Here is a 17,562-nt window from a genome sequence, read left to right as displayed (position 1 = left end):
CAGCATCCGCCGACGGGATGTTTGGCCTGCGGCCAGAAACGAGGCCCGGACCTTTCACCGTCGTATGTAAAAGCGCATCCTGTCGCTCGGGCTCAATGGCTGTGCGCGAACGCGACCGTTCGTGCGTTTTCTCCTTCCGGAATCGCGACATGATCGAACTCAAACCCGGCAATATTTCGGACATTCCCCTGCTCTGGTCGCTGCGCACCCGGGCGGTTCGGCAGCTGTGCGCCAGCCATTATTCGCCCGAACAGGTCGAGATATGGAGCGGGTCGCCACCCCCCGAGTCGTACCTTCGGCTGTTTGCCACGCGATGCGCGCTGGTCGCCCAAGAAGACGGTCAACTGCTAGGCTACGGCATTCTGGACCGGCAAAGCGGCGAAGTGATTGCTGTGTTCGTCGAACCCGCGCACGCCGGTCAAGGTGTCGGTAAACGCCTCATGGACGGTCTGGAGACGATTGCCGCCGAAGAACACTTCACCCGGCTCTACCTCTACGCTTCGCTCAACGCCGCTGATTTCTACCGAGCGATGGGTTTCGTTGCGATTCGCGATGAGGCGTACGAGCACCCCAGCGGCATCGCGTTGCGCAGCCTCTACATGGAACGGGTGATGCCAATGGAATCGGTGCACTGACCGACATTTGAAACTGGCGCCATGCCCTTTGGCTTGCTACCGTCGGCAAGCCACTCAACAGGGAAATCGGGCCATGCCAGCACAGTACCCGTTGCAACGCCATATCCAGGATGGACGACCACTGCTGACCACGGCGCTGTTGCAGGCGGGCAGTGACGAGACGTTGCACCGTTACCGTGAGGGTCAATTGTGGGCCGTCCGGCAAGGGGTTATCACGGCCGAGCTGGACACTGGCAGTTGGGTCGTTCCATCGCGGCACATTGGCTGGATTCCTCCCGGGGTCGCCCACGCCACGCGTGTGCACGAGGCCACGAAAGGCTGGATCATCTACCTGCGACCCGATCTGTGTCCGCTGTTTCCTAACACACCGACGGTGTTCGACATGACGTCGCTGTCCAGCGCCTTGCTCGAACGCATCGGCGGCTGGAATGATCACTCGGGTGAGCTCACCGCGCCGCAGCATCGGCAACTCGACGTGTTGTTTGACGAGTTGAAGGTGTCCCCCGCCAACACGTTGTTTCTGCCAATGCCCAGCAGTCCGCATCTGGTCGGCATGACCCTGACCATCGTCGCCGATCCCGCCAACAAGACCAGCCTCGACGACTGGGCGCGGCGGGTCGGCATGTCCCGTCGCGGATTGACCCGACACTTTCGTGCTGAAACCGGGATGTCGCTGATGCAATGGCGGATTGTCGCGCGGATGAAGCGAGCGCTTGAATTGCTGGCCGAGGGCGACAGCGTCAACCGTGTGGCCCAACGGCTCGGTTACGACAGCGTCAGCACCTTCATCAGCGCGTTCAGTGCGCAGTTCGGCATGACGCCCGGCGTGTATGCCCTGTGATGTGACGTAACGCCGGTGGTCTGCGAGCCGCCCTCAACCCGTCAGCTTTGTTATCCTGCGCGCCTTTGTCGCACCTAACTGCCGTTTTAACTGCCAAATGGGGTCTCTCATGACAGCCATTCTTCGACCACGTCCACAACCGATCAGCCGGGGCGACTATAAGACCCTGGGCTTGGCGGCACTGGGCGGGGCGCTGGAAATCTACGATTTCATCATCTTCGTATTCTTTGCACTGACCCTCAGTCAGTTGTTTTTCCCGCCGGAAATGCCCGAGTGGTTGCGGCTGTTGCAGAGTTTTGGAATCTTCGTCACCGGCTACCTGGCCCGTCCGTTGGGCGGCATTCTGATGGCGCACTTCGCTGACAAGCTGGGCCGCAAGCGTGTCTTTAGCCTGAGTATCATGATGATGGCCCTGCCATGCCTGCTGATCGGCGTGATGCCGACCTATGCCGACATCGGCTATTGGGCGCCGTTGATTCTGCTGGGCCTGCGTATCTTGCAAGGGGCGGCAGTGGGCGGTGAGGTGCCGAGCGCCTGGGTATTCGTCGCCGAACATGCACCCAAAGGCCATCGCGGTTATGCCTTGGGCGTGTTGCAGGCCGGTTTGACGTTCGGCTACTTGATCGGTGCTTTGACCGCGACGTGGCTGGCCAAGGTGTTCAGCCATGCAGAAATCCTCGACTTCGCCTGGCGCATCCCGTTTCTGCTGGGCGGCGTGTTCGGGGTAATCGGCGTCTGGCTGCGTCGTTGGCTGAGCGAAACGCCGGTGTTCATGGCCTTGCATGCCCAGCGTCAAGGCATGACCGAACTGCCCCTGCGCGCCGTGGTGCGGGAGCACCGCCAATCGCTGTTGCCGGCTGCGCTGCTGACCTGTGTGCTGACCTCCGCAGTCGTGACCCTGGTAGTGATCACCCCGACCGTGATGCAACAACGCTTCGGCATGAGCCCCAGCGACACCTTCGCGCTGAGCAGCGTCGGTATTGTCTTCCTCAACATCGGTTGCGTGCTCGCTGGCATGCTGGTGGACCGCATCGGCGCCTGGCGCGGCGTGGTCCTTTACAGCCTGCTGCTGCCGGTGGGCGTGGGCCTGCTGTATGCCAGTCTGGTGATCCAGTGGCTGCCGATAAGCCTGGCCTATGCAGTCGCGGGCCTGGCGTGCGGAATCGTCGGCGTGGTGCCGTCCGTCATGGTCGGACTGTTCCCGGCGAACATTCGCGTGTCCGGCATCTCGCTGACCTACAACATCAGCTACGCGTTATGGGCCAGCACCACGCCGCTGGCGCTGATCGCCTTGATGCCGTGGAGCCCATGGGTGTGCGTCGGCTACTGCGCGATCATGGGCGCCGTGGGCTTGCTGACCGCCATGTTCTTCGGCATGCGCAAGGGCATGCAAGTGGATGACGCACTGCCTGCACGCTGCGGCCACTGACTGACGGGGCGTCGTTGAGCGACGCCCCGCTCAGGACTACGCTTGCCTGACCGCTATCCGAATGACTCACAGAACAGTCAAGGAGAACCGTCATGAGCGTCAAACCTATCCCCGACGGTCAGCATAGCCTGACCGTGTACCTGGGCGTTTCGCCTGCCGCCAAAGCCATCGAGTTCTATAAAAACGCATTTGGCGCCAACGAGATGTTTCGCCTCGACAGCCCCGACGGCCGTGTTGGCCACGCTGAATTGCAGATCGGCGACTCTCGCCTGATGCTTGCCGACCCTTGTGATCAGGGTGGCTTCACCAGCGCTGATCCTCACGGCAAAACATCCTTCGCCATGCACCTTTACGTGCCCGATGTCGACGAACAGTTCAAACGTGCCGTGGACGCGGGGGCGACGATCGTCACCGATGTTCAGGACATGTTCTACGGCGATCGCAGCGGCAGCGTTCGCGACCCGTTTGGCCATCTCTGGTTCATCGGCACTCACAAGGAAGACCTCACACCCGACGAGATTCGTGAGCGGGCCATGAAGATGTTCAGTCAGGCATCATCCTGATTTCTTGTCATCCATTTCCTTTTTTAGCGTCGGCGATTTGCACTTACTCTAGTACAAGTCGCCCTTCGTTTTATGAATGCCTCACCCCAAGTCAAGCCTCGCGCCGTCACATGATTTGTAACGGGTGATTGTATTTGAGAATTGTTCCGTTTATTGTCGCTGTCTATACCTCTGACTCGCACTCCTCATATGCAACCTTGTTTGCGTATGAGCCGAACTGTGCCTGTTGCGTGCCTTTGTAAGACCAAATCAAGGATTTGTCTTCAGGGAGTGTAGGATTAATTACCTTTTGCGGTGCAAATTATAACCTTCATGCCGAATATTCAATTCAAGTGTAAAAAAGACAAATTAACGCTCAATAAACGCCCGTCGACGCCGATGGGAAGTTTAGTGCCAGGGAAGGCATCCACGAAAAGCGACATCAAGTCGATGCAAGAGGGAGAGCCTATGCGACAACGAGCGAACCGGGCGACGCCACGGGAGTACGAGGTCTTGCAGCTGGTGCTGTTGGGCTACACCAACAAGGATATCGCGCAACGATTGGGCATCAGTGATTACACGGCCCGTGATCATGTTTCGGCACTGCTGAAAAAGAATGATGTGAAGAATCGTGCCCAACTCATGGCGCTGCATGTGGTGGTTCCACGCAAACGAAAAACCCAAGTACCCCCTACATTTGACGGATTGTTTCGGTGAATCAAGTGCGCATAATAGGAAGTATCTTGGGTGGCGTTAGCCGGTGTCGCTATTGCCGACAGACGCTTATGTGGCATTCATAAAAGAATAAATGCGCACGGTGTAGGGCAATGACAGGGAAGCGTCATGAGTTATGAATTGGAAGCCTGTTCATCACGTCTTTTTGAATTGCGCAGCGTTAGCCAACAGTATGTTCGGGGGAGTGCGACGCTATGCGCATTGGATACTATCGATTTCACGCTAGATCACGGCGACACCTGTGCGATAGTCGGTGCGTCCGGGTCTGGCAAAAGCACACTGCTGAATATCCTGGGTTTGCTGGAACGTCCCATTCGGGGAAGTGCACGATTTGTCGGAAACGACATCGTGGCCGCTTCCGCCAATGATCTGGCTGCCTGGCGAAACCGGCATATAGGTTTCATTTTTCAGGCCTTCAACCTGTTGCCGCGCTTGAGTGCGTTGGACAATGTCGCACTGCCACTGGCGTATCGAAATGTGCCTCGAAAGTCGGCACGTGCGTTGGCGTTGGCACAATTGCAGGCTGTGGGGCTCGCCGACCGGGCGGAGCATCGGCCTGCGGATCTTTCCGGAGGGCAACGCCAGCGGGTGGCGATTGCCAGAGCTCTGGTGGGGCAGCCATCGCTGATTCTGGCGGACGAGCCCACCGGCAATCTCGACCCCTGTTGTGCCAACGAAATCCTGGAGCTGTTCCTTACGCTCAACCGTGAACAAGGCGCGACGTTGGTCATGGTGACTCACGACGCGAACCTGGCCGCACGCTTCGAGCGCAAGGTCGAAGTGGCTCAAGGTCGCGTATATGAGCGTGTCGGGCATGTCGCGGTCTGACGCGCTGGCACTCGGTCCTTGGGCCATGCAGGTTGCCGAGTCTGTGCACAACCTGCTGGCGATGGGGCAGCGCTCCTGGCTGGGATTGCTGGGCATCGCAGTGGGGAGCGCATCGATCGTCGCGCTGCTCAACATCGGTCGCAGTGCATCGGACGACGCGATGGCGACCTTCAAGGGGCTGGGCACGGACGTTCTGGTTGCGAGTTTTCCGGGGTTCGATTCGCGCAGAACGCCAATGCCGGGCACCTTGGACACTCGATCCGTTCACTTCGCGATGCCTGAGCTGATGCAGCTGGCGCCTGTCAGCCAATACGCCGTCAAAGTCAGGTCGGGCGGCGCCGAACTTGATGCCACGGTGATCGGAACCTCTGCTGCGCTGATGCCTGTCATGGGCCTTGAGCTGGCGTCAGGACGGTTCATTTCGCGGCTGGATCGCAATGGGCTGTTCGCGGTGATTGGCGACGAAGCTGCCAGCGCATTGGGCATCGAAACGCGTCCGCTACGGCCCGGAGACTTGCTGGGTCTCGGCGATTATCAATTTCAGATCATCGGCATTCTGAGGCCTCAGCCTCACAACCCGCTGCTTCCGGTGCCTGTCGATTCGTCAGTTTTCATACCCGCACACAGCATGGCCCGACTGTCCTCAACCATCCGCTTGGGACATGTGATCGCCAGGGTGCAGCCGAACGTGGACGCGTCCGTAGCCGCCCAATCGCTCCAGCGACAGTTGCAGGAGCGACTGCGGGGGCATGAGGTGAACGTACAGATCCCTCGCCAACTGCTTGATGGCCTCAAGCGTCAGGCCGACATCTTCGCTTGGCTGCTCGCGGGGCTTGGCGGGATTTCCCTGTTAGTGGCAGGGGTAGGCGTCATGAACGTCATGCTCATGAGCGTGCGTGAACGCCGTCGTGAGATTGGCGTGCGCATGGCACTCGGCGCCCGGCCTCGGGACATCAGGTCACTGTTCCTGATCGAAGCTGCGCACCTGTCGGTGATAGGCGCTCTGCTCGGGGCAGCATTCGGCTGTGGCATCGCCTGGTTATTCACGCAGCTCAACGGCTGGCCATTGAACCTGTCATTCGACGCGCTACTGCTCGGGGTCGGCAGTTCACTGATGACCGGTCTGTTTTTCGGCTGCTACCCGGCGGCACTGGCCGCACGACTCTCACCCGCTGTAGCGCTCAGGGATGACTGATCCACCTGCCGTACGAACTGAACAGATTCTCGACTCAACAACAAAAAGGAATGCCTCAATGACTGACTGCAATTCAAGCGACCACAGCCCTGCAACCGCGGAGCGTCCAGGCATCACCGACCACGGCGACGACCTGGAAATGGACCGCTTTCATGAAATGGTTCACAAACAGGCTGTGTACAGCAAGGAGGACCTGCACACGATGCACCGACAATGGCTCGGCCCCCGTGGCGTGTTCGCGACCTTTGAAGAGGAAATCGAGCAACTGGGGCGACAGGCGCCTGCCCTGGAAGACCTCAAGAAGCTCACGACGCCGGGACGCTTGCAGCAGGCCGAGCAGGCTGTGGCATTTGCCTTGGCCCAGAGCCATCGTCGTACGGCGGCGATCAATCCGTTCGCGGGCCTGAGGCGCGAAGCGCTGTGCGGTGTGGTGTTCGACGACTCCGGGCTTTACACGCTGGTCGAGCGTTACGCCGCTTATCAGGCGGTACGCAAGAGTGACGCAGACATCTTCATCAAATTAATCGCCACCACCCGGGGTGTGGTGGAAAGACGCATCGTTTTCCGGGGTTTGCTGGAGCATTACGACCGGCTGTTGCCTATCGAGAAGAGCATCTATCCCGAGGGTTATCGCAGCGTTCAGCAAGGTCATCTGGACCGTGAGGAAGCCCTGTATGGGCCGCTCAAGATGGAGGACGAGATCCTGACCTTGCTCGGGACGATGTCCGCTGCCGAGCTGTTGGAGCGCGTTCAGCCACCGGCGGGTTCATCGCTGTGAAACACCTCGCTTGGGACCGTAGCCCGGTCCCAAGCCGGACTGGCCGGTGTATCCGGCCTGTCCGCCTGATGGGGTATGCGCGGCCATTGATGATGGTGTTCAGCGTCCTGTCGATTGAGCAGGCGCGAAGTGAGGTGGGGCCGGAACCCCCGATGTCTGCGCCGAGTATGCCCGTGTCTGCCACGAAGGGTGGCCAATGGGCCTTGTCGCAAGGCACTGTCAGCAGCCTGCAATTGAGCCTGGCTGACGCAGTGGCACTGGGACTGCGCACCAACCGGGACATTCGCCGCTCCTACTTGCAGCGGGTGGCGCAGAAGTTCGACGTGCAGGTGGCGGAGGCTTTTTTCTCTCCGCGCTTTTATTTAAGCGCTCGGCAGCTTGCACGCCGTGATTCGGAGGATCGCAGACAGGAAGTCGGCTTGACGCCGAAAGCCTCGCTCAACACGGAATGGGGAACCCGCTTCAGCCTGTCCTGGGCGCAACGGGTCGATCGGACTGATCGCGCAGGCCGCCAGCAACAGCGGGGCCTGGGCATCGAAGTTGTGCAGCCGCTACTGAAGAACGCGGGGCGGGACGTCGTCACCGCTCCCCGCCAGCGCGCGCGGTTGAACGAACGCAGCCATCGGCTCGGGTTGGAAGCGTCAGTGGCGCAAAGCGTGACTCAAATCGTGTCTGCCTACCGCGAGTTGCTCAAGGCGCAAGAGCAACTGCGGATTGTGACTCGTGCGCTGGAGCGGTCGCGCGAGCAGATGCGAGTCAACGAAGCGTTGATTGCGTCCGGGCGCATGGCGCAGGTGGATCGTCTGCAAAATGAGGCGGATCTGGCCTATCAGGAACTCAATGCCGAACAGGCCTCGCATCACCTGGAGGCGAGCCGTCGGTCGCTGCTGAAATTGTTGGCGCTGGACCTCACCACACCGCTGCACGCCAGTGATGATCTGAGCGCCGAGCGTATCGACATCGATCCCGAGCACGCATTGAGCATTGCCCGACAACGTCAGCCCGCCTACCTGCGACAGCGCATTGCAGAGGAGCTGGCCGATATCGACCTGTTGATCGCCAAAAATCATCAACAGTGGGACCTGTCTCTGGTCGCCGGAGCCGCCGAGGATCGCCAGCGTAATTCGTCGAATGCACAGCAACGTCAGGACAGGCGATGGAATGCCTACGCAGGCGTGCAACTGGACATTCCGATTGGCGACCCTGCGCAACGCCAGCGACGGGTTCACGCCCAGGTCGCCGTCGACACCCAGGCGCTGCAACAGGCTGAAGCCCAACAGTCGCTGGAGCAGGAAGTCACCGATGCCATTCGTACGATGCAGACCCATTGGCGGCAATACGAAATTGCCCTTCGCAGTCGCAGCTTGTCCGAGCAAAAACTGGCTGTGGAAAGGCGAAGGTTGCACGTCGGGCGCACCAGCACCTTTCAGGTCTTGAGTTTCGAGGAGGACCTGCGTCGCGCCGAGAATGCCGTGCTCAATGCGCTGATCGCCTACCTCAATGCCCAGACACGACTGGATGAACGCTTGGGCACGACCCTGGACAGCTGGGAGATCGCGCTCAATGACTGACGTATTGAAACTCAAACCCGCTGCTCTGAAGGCGGGTATGGCGGGCGTTCTGGCGCTGCTGATCGCAGGTGCGGGCTTTTATGGGAGCAGGCAGGATGAGCCAGCGCCAACGGAGCGCTGGGTACAGGTCACGCCGGCTCCGCTGGAGCATCGCATCGGTCTGGTCGGACGTATCGTGCCCGGAGAGGCCATGACGTTGATCGCGCCCTTCGAGGGCCATATCGAAGCGCACATGTTCGCCATCGATCAACGTGTCGCTCAAGACCAGTTGTTGCTCAGGATCAGCCCCGACCTGTTGCACCTGCAGATTCGGGAAGCCCTGGCCGAACGTCTCAAGGCCGAAAGCGCTGTGCAGGTGTTTGAGAGCTGGGCTGACGGCGACGAAATGGCCAGGGCACGCCGGGCGCTAAGCAGTGGTCAGTTGGGGCTGGCGGATACCCAACGCAAACTCGCAGAGACGCAGGCCTTGCTGGAACAGGGCATTGTGCCGCGCATGGAGGTCGACAGCCTGACGCAGCAACTGCGCACGCAGTCGCTGGATGTCTCGGCGGCTCAAGCTGAGCTGGCTCAGGTCAGCAAGCGAGGGAAGGGAGAGCATCGACAAATCGCGGACATGCAGCTCGCCAGTGCGCGTGCCCGGCATGACGCATTGCTCGCACTCGAACAGCGCGGCGAGATCAGGGCCCCTTTCTCCGGCATCGTCCTGCGTCTGCCGGACGGACCGTCTACCTCGAACGACCGACCCATCGCCGTGGGCGCGCGGGTGAGCCAGGGGCAGGCGTTGTTCGGTCTGGCCAGCGTCGAACGTTTGAAGGTGCAGGCGAGGGTGGACGAGGTCGACATCAACCAGTTGCATGAAGGCATGCCCGCCGAGATCAGCGGTGACGGCTTCAACGACGTGTTGCACGGCACGATCACCGCTGTAGGCGCTCAGGCGATTGAGTCCGACATGCGCGGCAACGGCGCTTCCTACCACGTCACCGTAAGCCTGCCACCGCTTGATCGGGACAGCCGTCAACGGCTGCGTTTGGGCATGAGCGCACGGCTGTCGATCCTCATCGCCCGCCACCCCGACGCCGTCGTCCTGCCCACCGATGCCGTGGGTGAAAAGCAGGGCGGACATTTCGTTATTCATCGGGCGGCGCTTGATGCCCCGGAATCAATGCGCCCCGTCACCTTGGGAAAGACGACGGTCAGTGGGGTGGAAGTGTTTGGCATGGACGCCGGGTTCGTACGGAGGGAGGTCAGTATGGATTAGCGATTCGATAACGAAGTTTGATCCGTTACAAAAAGGACTGAAAACCTTTTGGTGAGTTTGGCTCACGGGAGTTGTTCGGCCTGAATAAATAAAGAACAAGAAATAAGGATATGAATCATGAATAAAAAACTATTGCCGCTGGCGTTGGTGTTTGTGTCGATGTCGGGGATGGCGGGGGAGTTTTCGGTGACGAAGTCGAAAATGCCTTATCGAATAGTTGTTTCTCCGGGAGCTGGGGGTGCAAGTTTTCCGATTGGTTATATGGATACTCGGCCGCGCGCGATGTATACGCTCGAATCTATCGATTGGAGTACCACCGGATTCCCTCAAAGCGTCGGTGAGCGTGTGGAGCTCTGCTATGCCTCTGGAAGCAATCCCGATAATTGTGAAGAGATTGCTCCTAATTCCTCAGGTACTAGCTACCGCTTTAAAGGGGAGCTGTTCAGACCTGGATCGATTGCTGTTATTCGGCATTGGTCAGCAGCGGGTGGCGCGCGCAACAGTCAGCCCTCCGGCGAAGACCGAGTGCGGTTCAACTTGAGCTACTAACTGAAATGTCCGCCTTCGGTAACCGAGGGCGGATTCCAATGCGAGGAAATCACATGAGCATTTCAATTCCAGATGGCTATCCACCCCCTTACCCAGTGCCGCCGAAGAGTAAGGACTTACCAGCACCCTCGATGTCTCATCCTGCCACTGCGCCGGCTTTGCAAGCAGCGTCAGTGTCCATCAGCGGACGAGCCTTATTAATGGCGCGCCTTTTCGCGGGACAGCTTAACGAACCTCCAGTCAGCCATAGTTCTACGTGGTTGAACGCGATAGATCCGCTGCCATTTCTGACCAAAATGGACCGAGAAATGATGGCTGACGTCTACGAGTTTGCAAGCGGTCAAGGCGTCGACCTCGCTTATGTAGACGAGTTGGCGGGAAACCTTGCTCTCTATCGGTTGCATAATAATGGCCAGAGGATCTTGCCGCAGGCGCCGGGCATGAGCTTTGACTCTGAGGGGCATGAAGTGACTTATTTATTTACTGATAAGAATGCCGCCACCGCAGCGCGTATCCTACAAAGCGAAGCCTTCCAGAGCACGCGATTCGATACCGGTTTTTTGCGCAATGCGTTAGATGCCAAACACAGTGCCTTGCATTATCTGAATTTTGATTTTGTTGAACAGATGGTCAATAAGTTTTCCTCAGTCGGCACGGTCGTGGAAGACTTTGGCTCGCGCTTCTCTCATTTTCAACCGAATCAAAAAAATTGTGTAAAACATCTTTCTACAGAAGTTTATGACCTGAAAACGAGATTGCCTCGATATACGGCCTCAACGTCCGAAAAAAATGGACAAACGACAGGACCGTATTCTCCAGACACGGCCAACGTTTCTGTAAACACCCCACTAACGTTACGTCAAGCCATTCACAAGTACCTCCAGCAAAACGCCATCCCTACGCTCTTCCAAACCATCGCCCGGCTTCGCCGCTGACTCACTCAAACGCCAATGACCCACGCGCTCTCACCCCGGGCGGCGCCGAATTGACTCGGTTTCGCCCGGTGCTTTTCGCGGCGTATAACGCCATGTCCGCTTCATGCAGCCACATACCTGCGTCGGTGAGGTGTGGGCCGTAGGCCGCGATGCCGATGCTCAGGCTTAGCCGCAGGTCGGGAAGGGCGGTGTGGGCGTGGTCGTGCACCGTTCGGCGCAGGCGTTCGAGGATGTCGTTGGCTTGCGCGAGCGTCGTATCGGGCAGGATCACGCAAAATTCATCGCCGCCGTAGCGACCGGCCAGATCCGTTTCCCGAAGGCTCGCGGTCAAGGCACCACTCAATTGCTTGAGCACGTTGTCGCCGATGATATGGCCGTAGGTGTCGTTGATGGTCTTGAAGTGATCGATGTCGATCAGCGCCACGCTGTTCTGACGCTTGAGTGTCTGGCAATTGTTGAACTCGACCCGCAGCAGGTCCTTCCAGGCACCGTGGTTCATCAGGCCGGTCAGGCTGTCGGTGGTGCTGAGTTTTTCCAGCGCCTTCTTGCTTTTCGACAGCTTCACCGCGACCCGATAGCACACCAGGCCAATCGCCATTGGGTAGATCACCAACATCGGCAGGCAGGCGTAGATCTGGATCTGGCTAATGTCAGGAAACAGTTCGGGGACGAAAATGCCATAAGCCACCAGCCCGCCGACCACTTGAGCCACACTGCCCAACAGAAACAGCCGTGGTCCGCCCGCAGCGATGTTATTCATCGCCATCATCGACAACGCGGTCACGCTGGCCAGAGGGCTAAGCCCCATCGCGCCGGCCCAGAACCCACCGGCCAGCGAGTCGTACATCAGATTTCGGCGTTCGGCCTTGTAGGGCTGTTTTGATAACTTAGCCAGAAGATACGCCAAGTGGGGCCATCCATAGCCATGCAAGACCATCACCACCCAGACCCAAACCGGTGGGTGTGACGGGTAAAGCGCGGCGGCAACGGCAAAAAAGCCGATGCCCATCCCCACGCTGCGCGGCACATGCATGCGCCGGGCAAACGAGAGACCTTTACGGACTGAGGTGTTCATAGCTCTTCACCGGGTAGTGACGCAGCATCCCGACTGAAACATCGGCCACGACGAACGACTCTGAGTGTCACCCCCTTCCCTGAGGGTGGGAAGAGCAATTTGCCACTACTGGTCGAATAATCACCACCGGCTGTCGTTAAGCCTGGCATCTGTCCGGGTGCTTTTTTCCCGAATCTGTCTATAGACGCTCCCCAGGGATTGGCGTGGAATGCGCACAACCCCTCTCGGCTGCTTTCGAGCGGGTCATTTCCTACAATGGCTGGACAGCGCTCATGCCGGAACTCTCGAACCTCATCGCCTTTTCCCTCATTTCTCTGGGCATGGTCCTGACGCCGGGACCGAACATGATCTACGTGATTTCGCGATCCATCTCACAAGGTCGCAAGGCAGGACTGATTTCCCTCGGCGGCGTTGGCATCGGTTTCATCTTCTACATGCTGTGCGCGGCATTCGGCATCACCGGGCTGGTCATGGCCGTGCCCTACGCTTACGACACCTTGCGCATCGCGGGCGCGCTGTACCTGTTGTACCTTGCCTGGCAGGCGGTCAAACCAGGCGGCCGCTCGCCGTTTCAGGTCAAGTCTTTGCCGCAGGACAGCAATAAGCAGCTGTTTCTGATGGGGCTGCTCACCAACCTGTTTAACCCCAAAGTCGCCGTGCTCTACCTCTCGCTGCTGCCGCAATTCATCACCGTCGGATCGGGCACCAGCGTGCTCAGCCAATCCCTGATATTGGGCAGCGCGCAGATCGGCGTCAGCCTCACGGTCAATGCGATGGTCGCCATGGCGGCAGGGTCGATTGCGGTGTTTCTGGCCACCAAACCCACGTGGGCTAACGTGCAGCGCTGGTTGATGGGCACGGTGCTGTTCGGCTTTGCCGTGCGCATGGCGGTCGAAAGCAGAAAGTGACGGGTTCACACCTTCTGAAAAAACGTTCACCAATCCCTTGTCAGATGTGGCGTCAACGGCCAGATTAGCCGCCGAATTCGCATCATTTCAAAGGATCGGCTGATGCCCCTGAAACGCTTTCTCCCTCAGATGACGTGCCTCGCCGCGTTGATGGCACCGCTCGCTCATGCCGCTGATGCCCTGCACGTCTTCACCGGCACCCTCGGTAAATCGCCCATCGTGGTAGAGCTGGACCTGACCAAGCCCGACGACATCAGCGGGCGCTACTTCTATGAGAAGTACCACAAGGATTTGGCGCTTTCCGGCAAACAGACCGGGCAGGATCTGACGCTGACCGAAGGCCTGAGCTACGACGACAACCCCGACTTGCCCACCCTGCATCTGCATAAATCCTCAGACGCCGGTTGGGCAGGGGAGTGGAGCAGTTCCAAGGGCAAATCCTACAAGGTGCAATTGAGCGAAAAGAAGATCACCGCGCCCGATCCCACCGCCGAGCCTGGCTGGCAAGACATCTATCGGGACTCTCCTTACGACTACCTGCGCCTCAGCCAGCTGAAACTCAAGGCTGATAAAAAAGAGACGTTTATGGGGCACGACCTGCAATGGTGGGTCGAGCCCGAATCCGGCATCACCCTGTTCGAAATCACTTCCGGTTACGCCCCCGAACAGGCCGAGAAAATCAACCGGCAACTGCGCTCGCGGCTGTGGAATGAAGTTGTCAGCTACCACCAATGCATGCTCGGTGGCAGCCGTACGGAAGGTGAGTTCGATCAGTCCGTCACCCCGGAACTGATGACGCCCGGCATCATCAGCCTCAACATCTCCACCTCCTACGATTGCGGCGGCGCACACCCAGACTTCGGCGATTCGCCCCTTAACCTCGACGCGACCACCGGAAAGGAACTGACGCTGGAAGATGTCCTCTGGGTCGGCAAAGGCAAGCTCTTCCACTATGAACGTGATGAAGCAGGCGGCGTGAGCTTCGACACGTACTCGGACTACCGCAGCAAGGCCTTCGCGCCCTGGCTCGTCAGCCAACTGAAAGCCGCCCACCCCGACGACATGAAAGCCCCCGAAACCGACGACGACTGCGACTACACCGACGAATCCGTCTGGGGCTTCCCGTCCTGGTACTTCACCGAAGAAGGCATCTACGTCGGCCCATACTTCGCCCGGGTCATGCGCGCCTGTGAAGGGCCGGAATGGTCGGTGGTGCCGTACGCCGCGATCAAGGCGCATCCCGGGGGCGTGAGGGTGGTGTTGCCACAGTAAGCTCGGATGAGAAGGCAGGTCTGCTGCTTTTCAGGCAGCAATCGCTGCCCAAAAAGCAGCACTCATCATTTGCTTCCCGTCACACCCTTCACCAAAGTCCCGTGAGCCTTGGCATCCTTCGCCAGCGAGATCACGTTGACCATCGCCGTGCGATTGCCGGAGGCCGCGGCGACGGTGGTGCTCAGCACCTTGCCCCCATCGACGCTGCCTGAGATATCCAGCTGACGCAGCCCAAGGCCTCTTCTGACGACCTTCTTTTCGCCCAGTTTGCTGAAGTCCTTGTAGCTGGACTGCTGCTGAACGAGGGTTTCCGCGATGATGTCGTCCAGGGTTTCCGTATCGTTTGACGGCACTGTCTTGCCGTCGGGCAGCGGTGTTTCCGTGATGATCACCACACGCTTCGCGGGTTTGTTCATGTACAGCGAGCCGGTAACCCCCGCAGCCTTCGCCTTATCATCGATCTCTTCCATCGGCCCTTTGACGTAGTCCTTGGGCAGGTAAAACACGAACTTGCCACCCAGCATCGACACCTTCTGCCCCGTGGGTTTGGCAGGCACGGTCTTGGAAGTTTTCGAAGCCTTCGAGGATTTAGTCGAGTGAGTGGTCTTGGACGACTTGGCAGGGTGCTTCGTGTCGGTGGCAGCCTGGGCACCCGCCACGCTCAGGCCAAGCGACAGCGCAGTGCAGATCAAAGCTGATTTCAGGGTGAGCAAGCGCATTCCTACCTCATCAAAGGCTAATTCCTACAGAGGTCCGCATTTTGCCTGACGCTTGCAGGCGATGGGTAGAAATGCGTTTGCGCAGACCGATGACCGTAAGGGGCGCGCTTGCCCGCGAAAAGATCTAACAGCGAAACGTGGCTTCAAGCCTGTTGTTAATTAACCATCCCAGGCCCGTTATTTCATCGTTATTACGGTCGTCACTTTTTAAGGCCGAAAAAAAAGCCGCTAGGGAAAGCGGCTGAAGTTTGGAGCTTTGGGGCCCCACGTCGGGAGCAACGACGCGGAGAGTTGCAACAACAGAAACACAACAAAGAAAAAGACAGAACAGAAACGGCGTACAGGTCAGGTGTGTTTGGCGTTCTCCGCTTGAGGGTCGTAGGTTGAGGCTTGCTGCGTCTTGTCCTGCTCCTTGGCCTTCGCAGCCAGGGCTTCTTCGTGCTGCTCGACGTTCGCTTGCAGCGCTTCGTTGCGGGCCACGAAGGCAGGAGATTCTTCGGCGAAAACGGCAGGGGAGGCCATCAATGAAGACACAGCGAGTGCGCTGATAATGCCGATGGATTTGAACATTTGAAATAAACCTTCTTGCGTGTGCAAGTTCGATTAGGTGAGGCCACTGTAAGAACCCAGCGCCTCAGGATCAAATGAAACCCGGCTAAATGTTGAATAGCGAAAAAGTTATGTGCGCGTCAGGGAATTAAATGTTTTTCATTGGCCCAAAGATAGGTCGAATGCCACGACACTTCGGATAATCTCCGCAGCCCCAGAAATTACCACCAGCGTTTGCGCCAGTGCGAGCGACGCGGATCACCATCGGTTTGCGGCAATGCGGACAGGCGGGCGGCTTGGGCACGGCCGGCGTTGCCACTGGCTCTTCAGGCCCTTGTTCAAGAACCACCGCCGCTGGCTGCATCGGCTCAACCACCGCAGGCTCAACACCCTCGGGCGCCACGTCAGTCGTTGGCCGGGGATTGGGCTTGCTCGTCTCGGCAATCCACTGCCGCAACACGTCCCCATCCACCAGTTGCAGATTGCGTCCTGAAGCAAAGTCCCGCGCCTGCCTGGTAAACGTCCCACTCGTCACCACGAACCCGCCGACAGCCCCCTCGGCCGCCATCGCCCCGTATAACTCGCGCACCACCGGCACACCCACCTGCACCGCGCGCCATTGCTTGCACTGCACCAGATAGGTTTCACCGTCCTTACGCGCCACCAGATCAATCCCGCCGTCCGGCCCGGATCCGCCCGTGTCCTGCACCTTGAAACCGCGACGACGCAACGCCTCACCCACCAACAACTCGAACTCGCGCCAACTGATGCTCAGCAACGTATTGCCGCCTGGGGTGGTGACGGATTTCAACAACGTGCGTGATCGGAAACGGCGGAAGAGCGAGGCCACCGTGCCGCAACCGAAAATGAATGGCAGCGCGTACTGCCCAATGCCCGCCGCCACCCGCGTCATATTGCCGATAACGACCGACTGAAACTGATGAGGGGCGCCAGAGAACGGCGCTGGGGTAGACGAGGCTACCGCGTGCAGGCCAACGCCTGAGATCAGCGCAATCGAAAGACTCAGCCACCAAGGCAATTTGCTGGCGATTACAAAGAGGTCGTCAAACAGAGAGGATTTCTTGGCCATATCCGTGGGCTTTCACACTTCCATTAAGAGGTTTCGATTAACAGATGGCTGACGTGTAGCACTCCGGCTTGCCGACGGCAGCGATCATAGGCCCTCTGTAGAAATTCGGCCCGGAAAACAACGAACTGTCTGTAAGAACCCTCATTCACCGCAGTAGGAATGCGCTCACATTCTACAGCGAAAAAGCATTGTGGTGGCTCAATGATGTCATGGTAAAACGCTGTCCGGAAAATCCATCCGCACCGCTAAGGAACAGCCATGACCAAGGTAGGAACCTTCTTCATCGCAGCACTCGCACTGCTCAGCGCCTTCACCGTCAACGCAAAAGAAACCCGCCTCACCGACGCCGCCATCGCGCAGATCCTCATCGAAGACTCCATCGCCAACTACTCCGGCAACTGCCCATGTCCCTACAACGCAACCCGCAATGGAAGCCGGTGTGGGAAACGCAGTGCATACAGTCGGCCGGGTGGGTACTCGCCGTTGTGCTTTAAGGAGGATGTTACGAAGGAGATGGTGCAGGAGTATCGGGCGAGGACAAAGGGGTAGAGACCGCACACAACTCGATATCCCGGAAATGGGCGCCTCCGCGTAGGACTTCTCCGAACCATAAGTAAGGCTCGTCCATTTCCACCTAACCGGCATTCCTGAAT

19 protein-coding genes are annotated in these 17,562 nt (G+C 58.8%); 15 read left to right on the top strand and 4 right to left on the bottom strand.

Annotation, left to right across the window (positions count from 1 at the left end; translation table 11 throughout):
* Positions 1 to 149 precede the first annotated feature (149 nt).
* The 12 genes from ACWKWE_RS07265 to ACWKWE_RS07210 all read left to right on the top strand — a co-directional run bounded on the left by ACWKWE_RS07265 (position 150) and on the right by ACWKWE_RS07210 (position 11,296).
* Positions 150 to 635, top strand: coding sequence for a GNAT family N-acetyltransferase (locus ACWKWE_RS07265; protein ID WP_166597610.1), 486 nt, complete (start codon positions 150 to 152; stop codon positions 633 to 635).
* A 73-nt stretch (positions 636 to 708) separates the two neighbouring features.
* Entirely contained in the window at positions 709 to 1,476 is a 768-nt protein-coding gene (locus tag ACWKWE_RS07260; protein ID WP_483850124.1) for a helix-turn-helix transcriptional regulator, read from the top strand.
* Positions 1,477 to 1,585: 109 nt separating this feature from the next.
* Positions 1,586 to 2,905 carry an MFS transporter gene (locus ACWKWE_RS07255; protein WP_166597612.1) on the top strand — a complete coding sequence of 440 codons (1,320 nt, stop codon included), beginning with the start codon at positions 1,586 to 1,588 and terminating at the stop codon, positions 2,903 to 2,905.
* Between the two features lie 92 nt (positions 2,906 to 2,997).
* Positions 2,998 to 3,468, top strand: coding sequence for a VOC family protein (locus ACWKWE_RS07250; protein ID WP_166597613.1), 471 nt, complete (start codon positions 2,998 to 3,000; stop codon positions 3,466 to 3,468).
* A 447-nt stretch (positions 3,469 to 3,915) separates the two neighbouring features.
* The gene (locus ACWKWE_RS07245; protein ID WP_166597650.1) at positions 3,916 to 4,164 is read left to right on the top strand and encodes a LuxR C-terminal-related transcriptional regulator; all 249 of its coding nucleotides are present in this window, start codon (positions 3,916 to 3,918) and stop codon (positions 4,162 to 4,164) included.
* Between the two features lie 126 nt (positions 4,165 to 4,290).
* A complete protein-coding gene (locus tag ACWKWE_RS07240) occupies positions 4,291 to 5,010 on the top strand; it encodes an ABC transporter ATP-binding protein (protein WP_483850123.1) in 720 nt (239 codons plus the stop codon).
* The gene (locus ACWKWE_RS07235; protein WP_483850122.1) at positions 4,997 to 6,205 is read left to right on the top strand and encodes an ABC transporter permease; all 1,209 of its coding nucleotides are present in this window, start codon (positions 4,997 to 4,999) and stop codon (positions 6,203 to 6,205) included. Before ACWKWE_RS07240 ends, ACWKWE_RS07235 begins: the two co-directional genes overlap by 14 nt.
* Positions 6,206 to 6,263: 58 nt before the next feature.
* Complete coding sequence (locus ACWKWE_RS07230; RefSeq protein WP_483850121.1) at positions 6,264 to 6,983, top strand: hypothetical protein; 720 nt, start codon at positions 6,264 to 6,266, stop codon at positions 6,981 to 6,983.
* 152 nt (positions 6,984 to 7,135) lie between these two features.
* The gene (locus tag ACWKWE_RS07225; RefSeq protein ID WP_483850120.1) at positions 7,136 to 8,554 is read left to right on the top strand and encodes a TolC family protein; all 1,419 of its coding nucleotides are present in this window, start codon (positions 7,136 to 7,138) and stop codon (positions 8,552 to 8,554) included.
* The gene (locus ACWKWE_RS07220) at positions 8,547 to 9,812 is read left to right on the top strand and encodes an efflux RND transporter periplasmic adaptor subunit (protein WP_483850119.1); all 1,266 of its coding nucleotides are present in this window, start codon (positions 8,547 to 8,549) and stop codon (positions 9,810 to 9,812) included. Before ACWKWE_RS07225 ends, ACWKWE_RS07220 begins: the two co-directional genes overlap by 8 nt.
* Before the next feature lie 117 nt (positions 9,813 to 9,929).
* Positions 9,930 to 10,361, top strand: coding sequence for a hypothetical protein (locus ACWKWE_RS07215; RefSeq protein ID WP_483850118.1), 432 nt, complete (start codon positions 9,930 to 9,932; stop codon positions 10,359 to 10,361).
* Between the two features lie 53 nt (positions 10,362 to 10,414).
* Complete coding sequence (locus ACWKWE_RS07210; protein WP_483850117.1) at positions 10,415 to 11,296, top strand: hypothetical protein; 882 nt, start codon at positions 10,415 to 10,417, stop codon at positions 11,294 to 11,296.
* 1 nt (position 11,297) lies between these two features.
* Here the strand turns inward: ACWKWE_RS07210 and ACWKWE_RS07205 are convergent, their stop codons facing one another.
* Entirely contained in the window at positions 11,298 to 12,371 is a 1,074-nt protein-coding gene (locus ACWKWE_RS07205) for a diguanylate cyclase (protein WP_483850116.1), read from the bottom strand.
* Between the two features lie 272 nt (positions 12,372 to 12,643).
* On the opposite strand from ACWKWE_RS07205, the gene ACWKWE_RS07200 reads away from it, so the two are divergent.
* Together ACWKWE_RS07200 and ACWKWE_RS07195 are read left to right on the top strand one after the other, a co-directional pair.
* Positions 12,644 to 13,279, top strand: coding sequence for a LysE family translocator (locus tag ACWKWE_RS07200; protein WP_483850115.1), 636 nt, complete (start codon positions 12,644 to 12,646; stop codon positions 13,277 to 13,279).
* A gap of 102 nt (positions 13,280 to 13,381) precedes the next feature.
* A complete protein-coding gene (locus ACWKWE_RS07195) occupies positions 13,382 to 14,551 on the top strand; it encodes a hypothetical protein (RefSeq protein ID WP_483850114.1) in 1,170 nt (389 codons plus the stop codon).
* A gap of 65 nt (positions 14,552 to 14,616) precedes the next feature.
* Here ACWKWE_RS07195 and ACWKWE_RS07190 read toward each other — a convergent pair whose 3' ends face one another.
* From ACWKWE_RS07190 to ACWKWE_RS07180, 3 genes are all read right to left on the bottom strand, one after another.
* Positions 14,617 to 15,270 (bottom strand): DcrB/PsbP domain-containing protein, encoded by a 654-nt coding sequence (locus ACWKWE_RS07190; protein WP_483850113.1) that lies wholly within the window; start codon positions 15,268 to 15,270, stop codon positions 14,617 to 14,619.
* A gap of 345 nt (positions 15,271 to 15,615) precedes the next feature.
* Positions 15,616 to 15,840 (bottom strand): hypothetical protein, encoded by a 225-nt coding sequence (locus ACWKWE_RS07185; protein WP_483850112.1) that lies wholly within the window; start codon positions 15,838 to 15,840, stop codon positions 15,616 to 15,618.
* Between the two features lie 127 nt (positions 15,841 to 15,967).
* Positions 15,968 to 16,909 carry a restriction endonuclease gene (locus ACWKWE_RS07180; protein WP_483850111.1) on the bottom strand — a complete coding sequence of 314 codons (942 nt, stop codon included), beginning with the start codon at positions 16,907 to 16,909 and terminating at the stop codon, positions 15,968 to 15,970.
* 258 nt (positions 16,910 to 17,167) lie between these two features.
* Between ACWKWE_RS07180 and ACWKWE_RS07175 the strand changes: the two genes are divergently transcribed.
* A complete protein-coding gene (locus ACWKWE_RS07175) occupies positions 17,168 to 17,458 on the top strand; it encodes a hypothetical protein (protein ID WP_483850110.1) in 291 nt (96 codons plus the stop codon).
* Positions 17,459 to 17,562: the final 104 nt, after the last annotated feature.

Source organism: Pseudomonas salicis (genome assembly GCF_057128705.1).
Note: the sequence above shows the minus strand (reverse complement) of the source record. Positions and strands in the feature narration are given on the sequence as shown.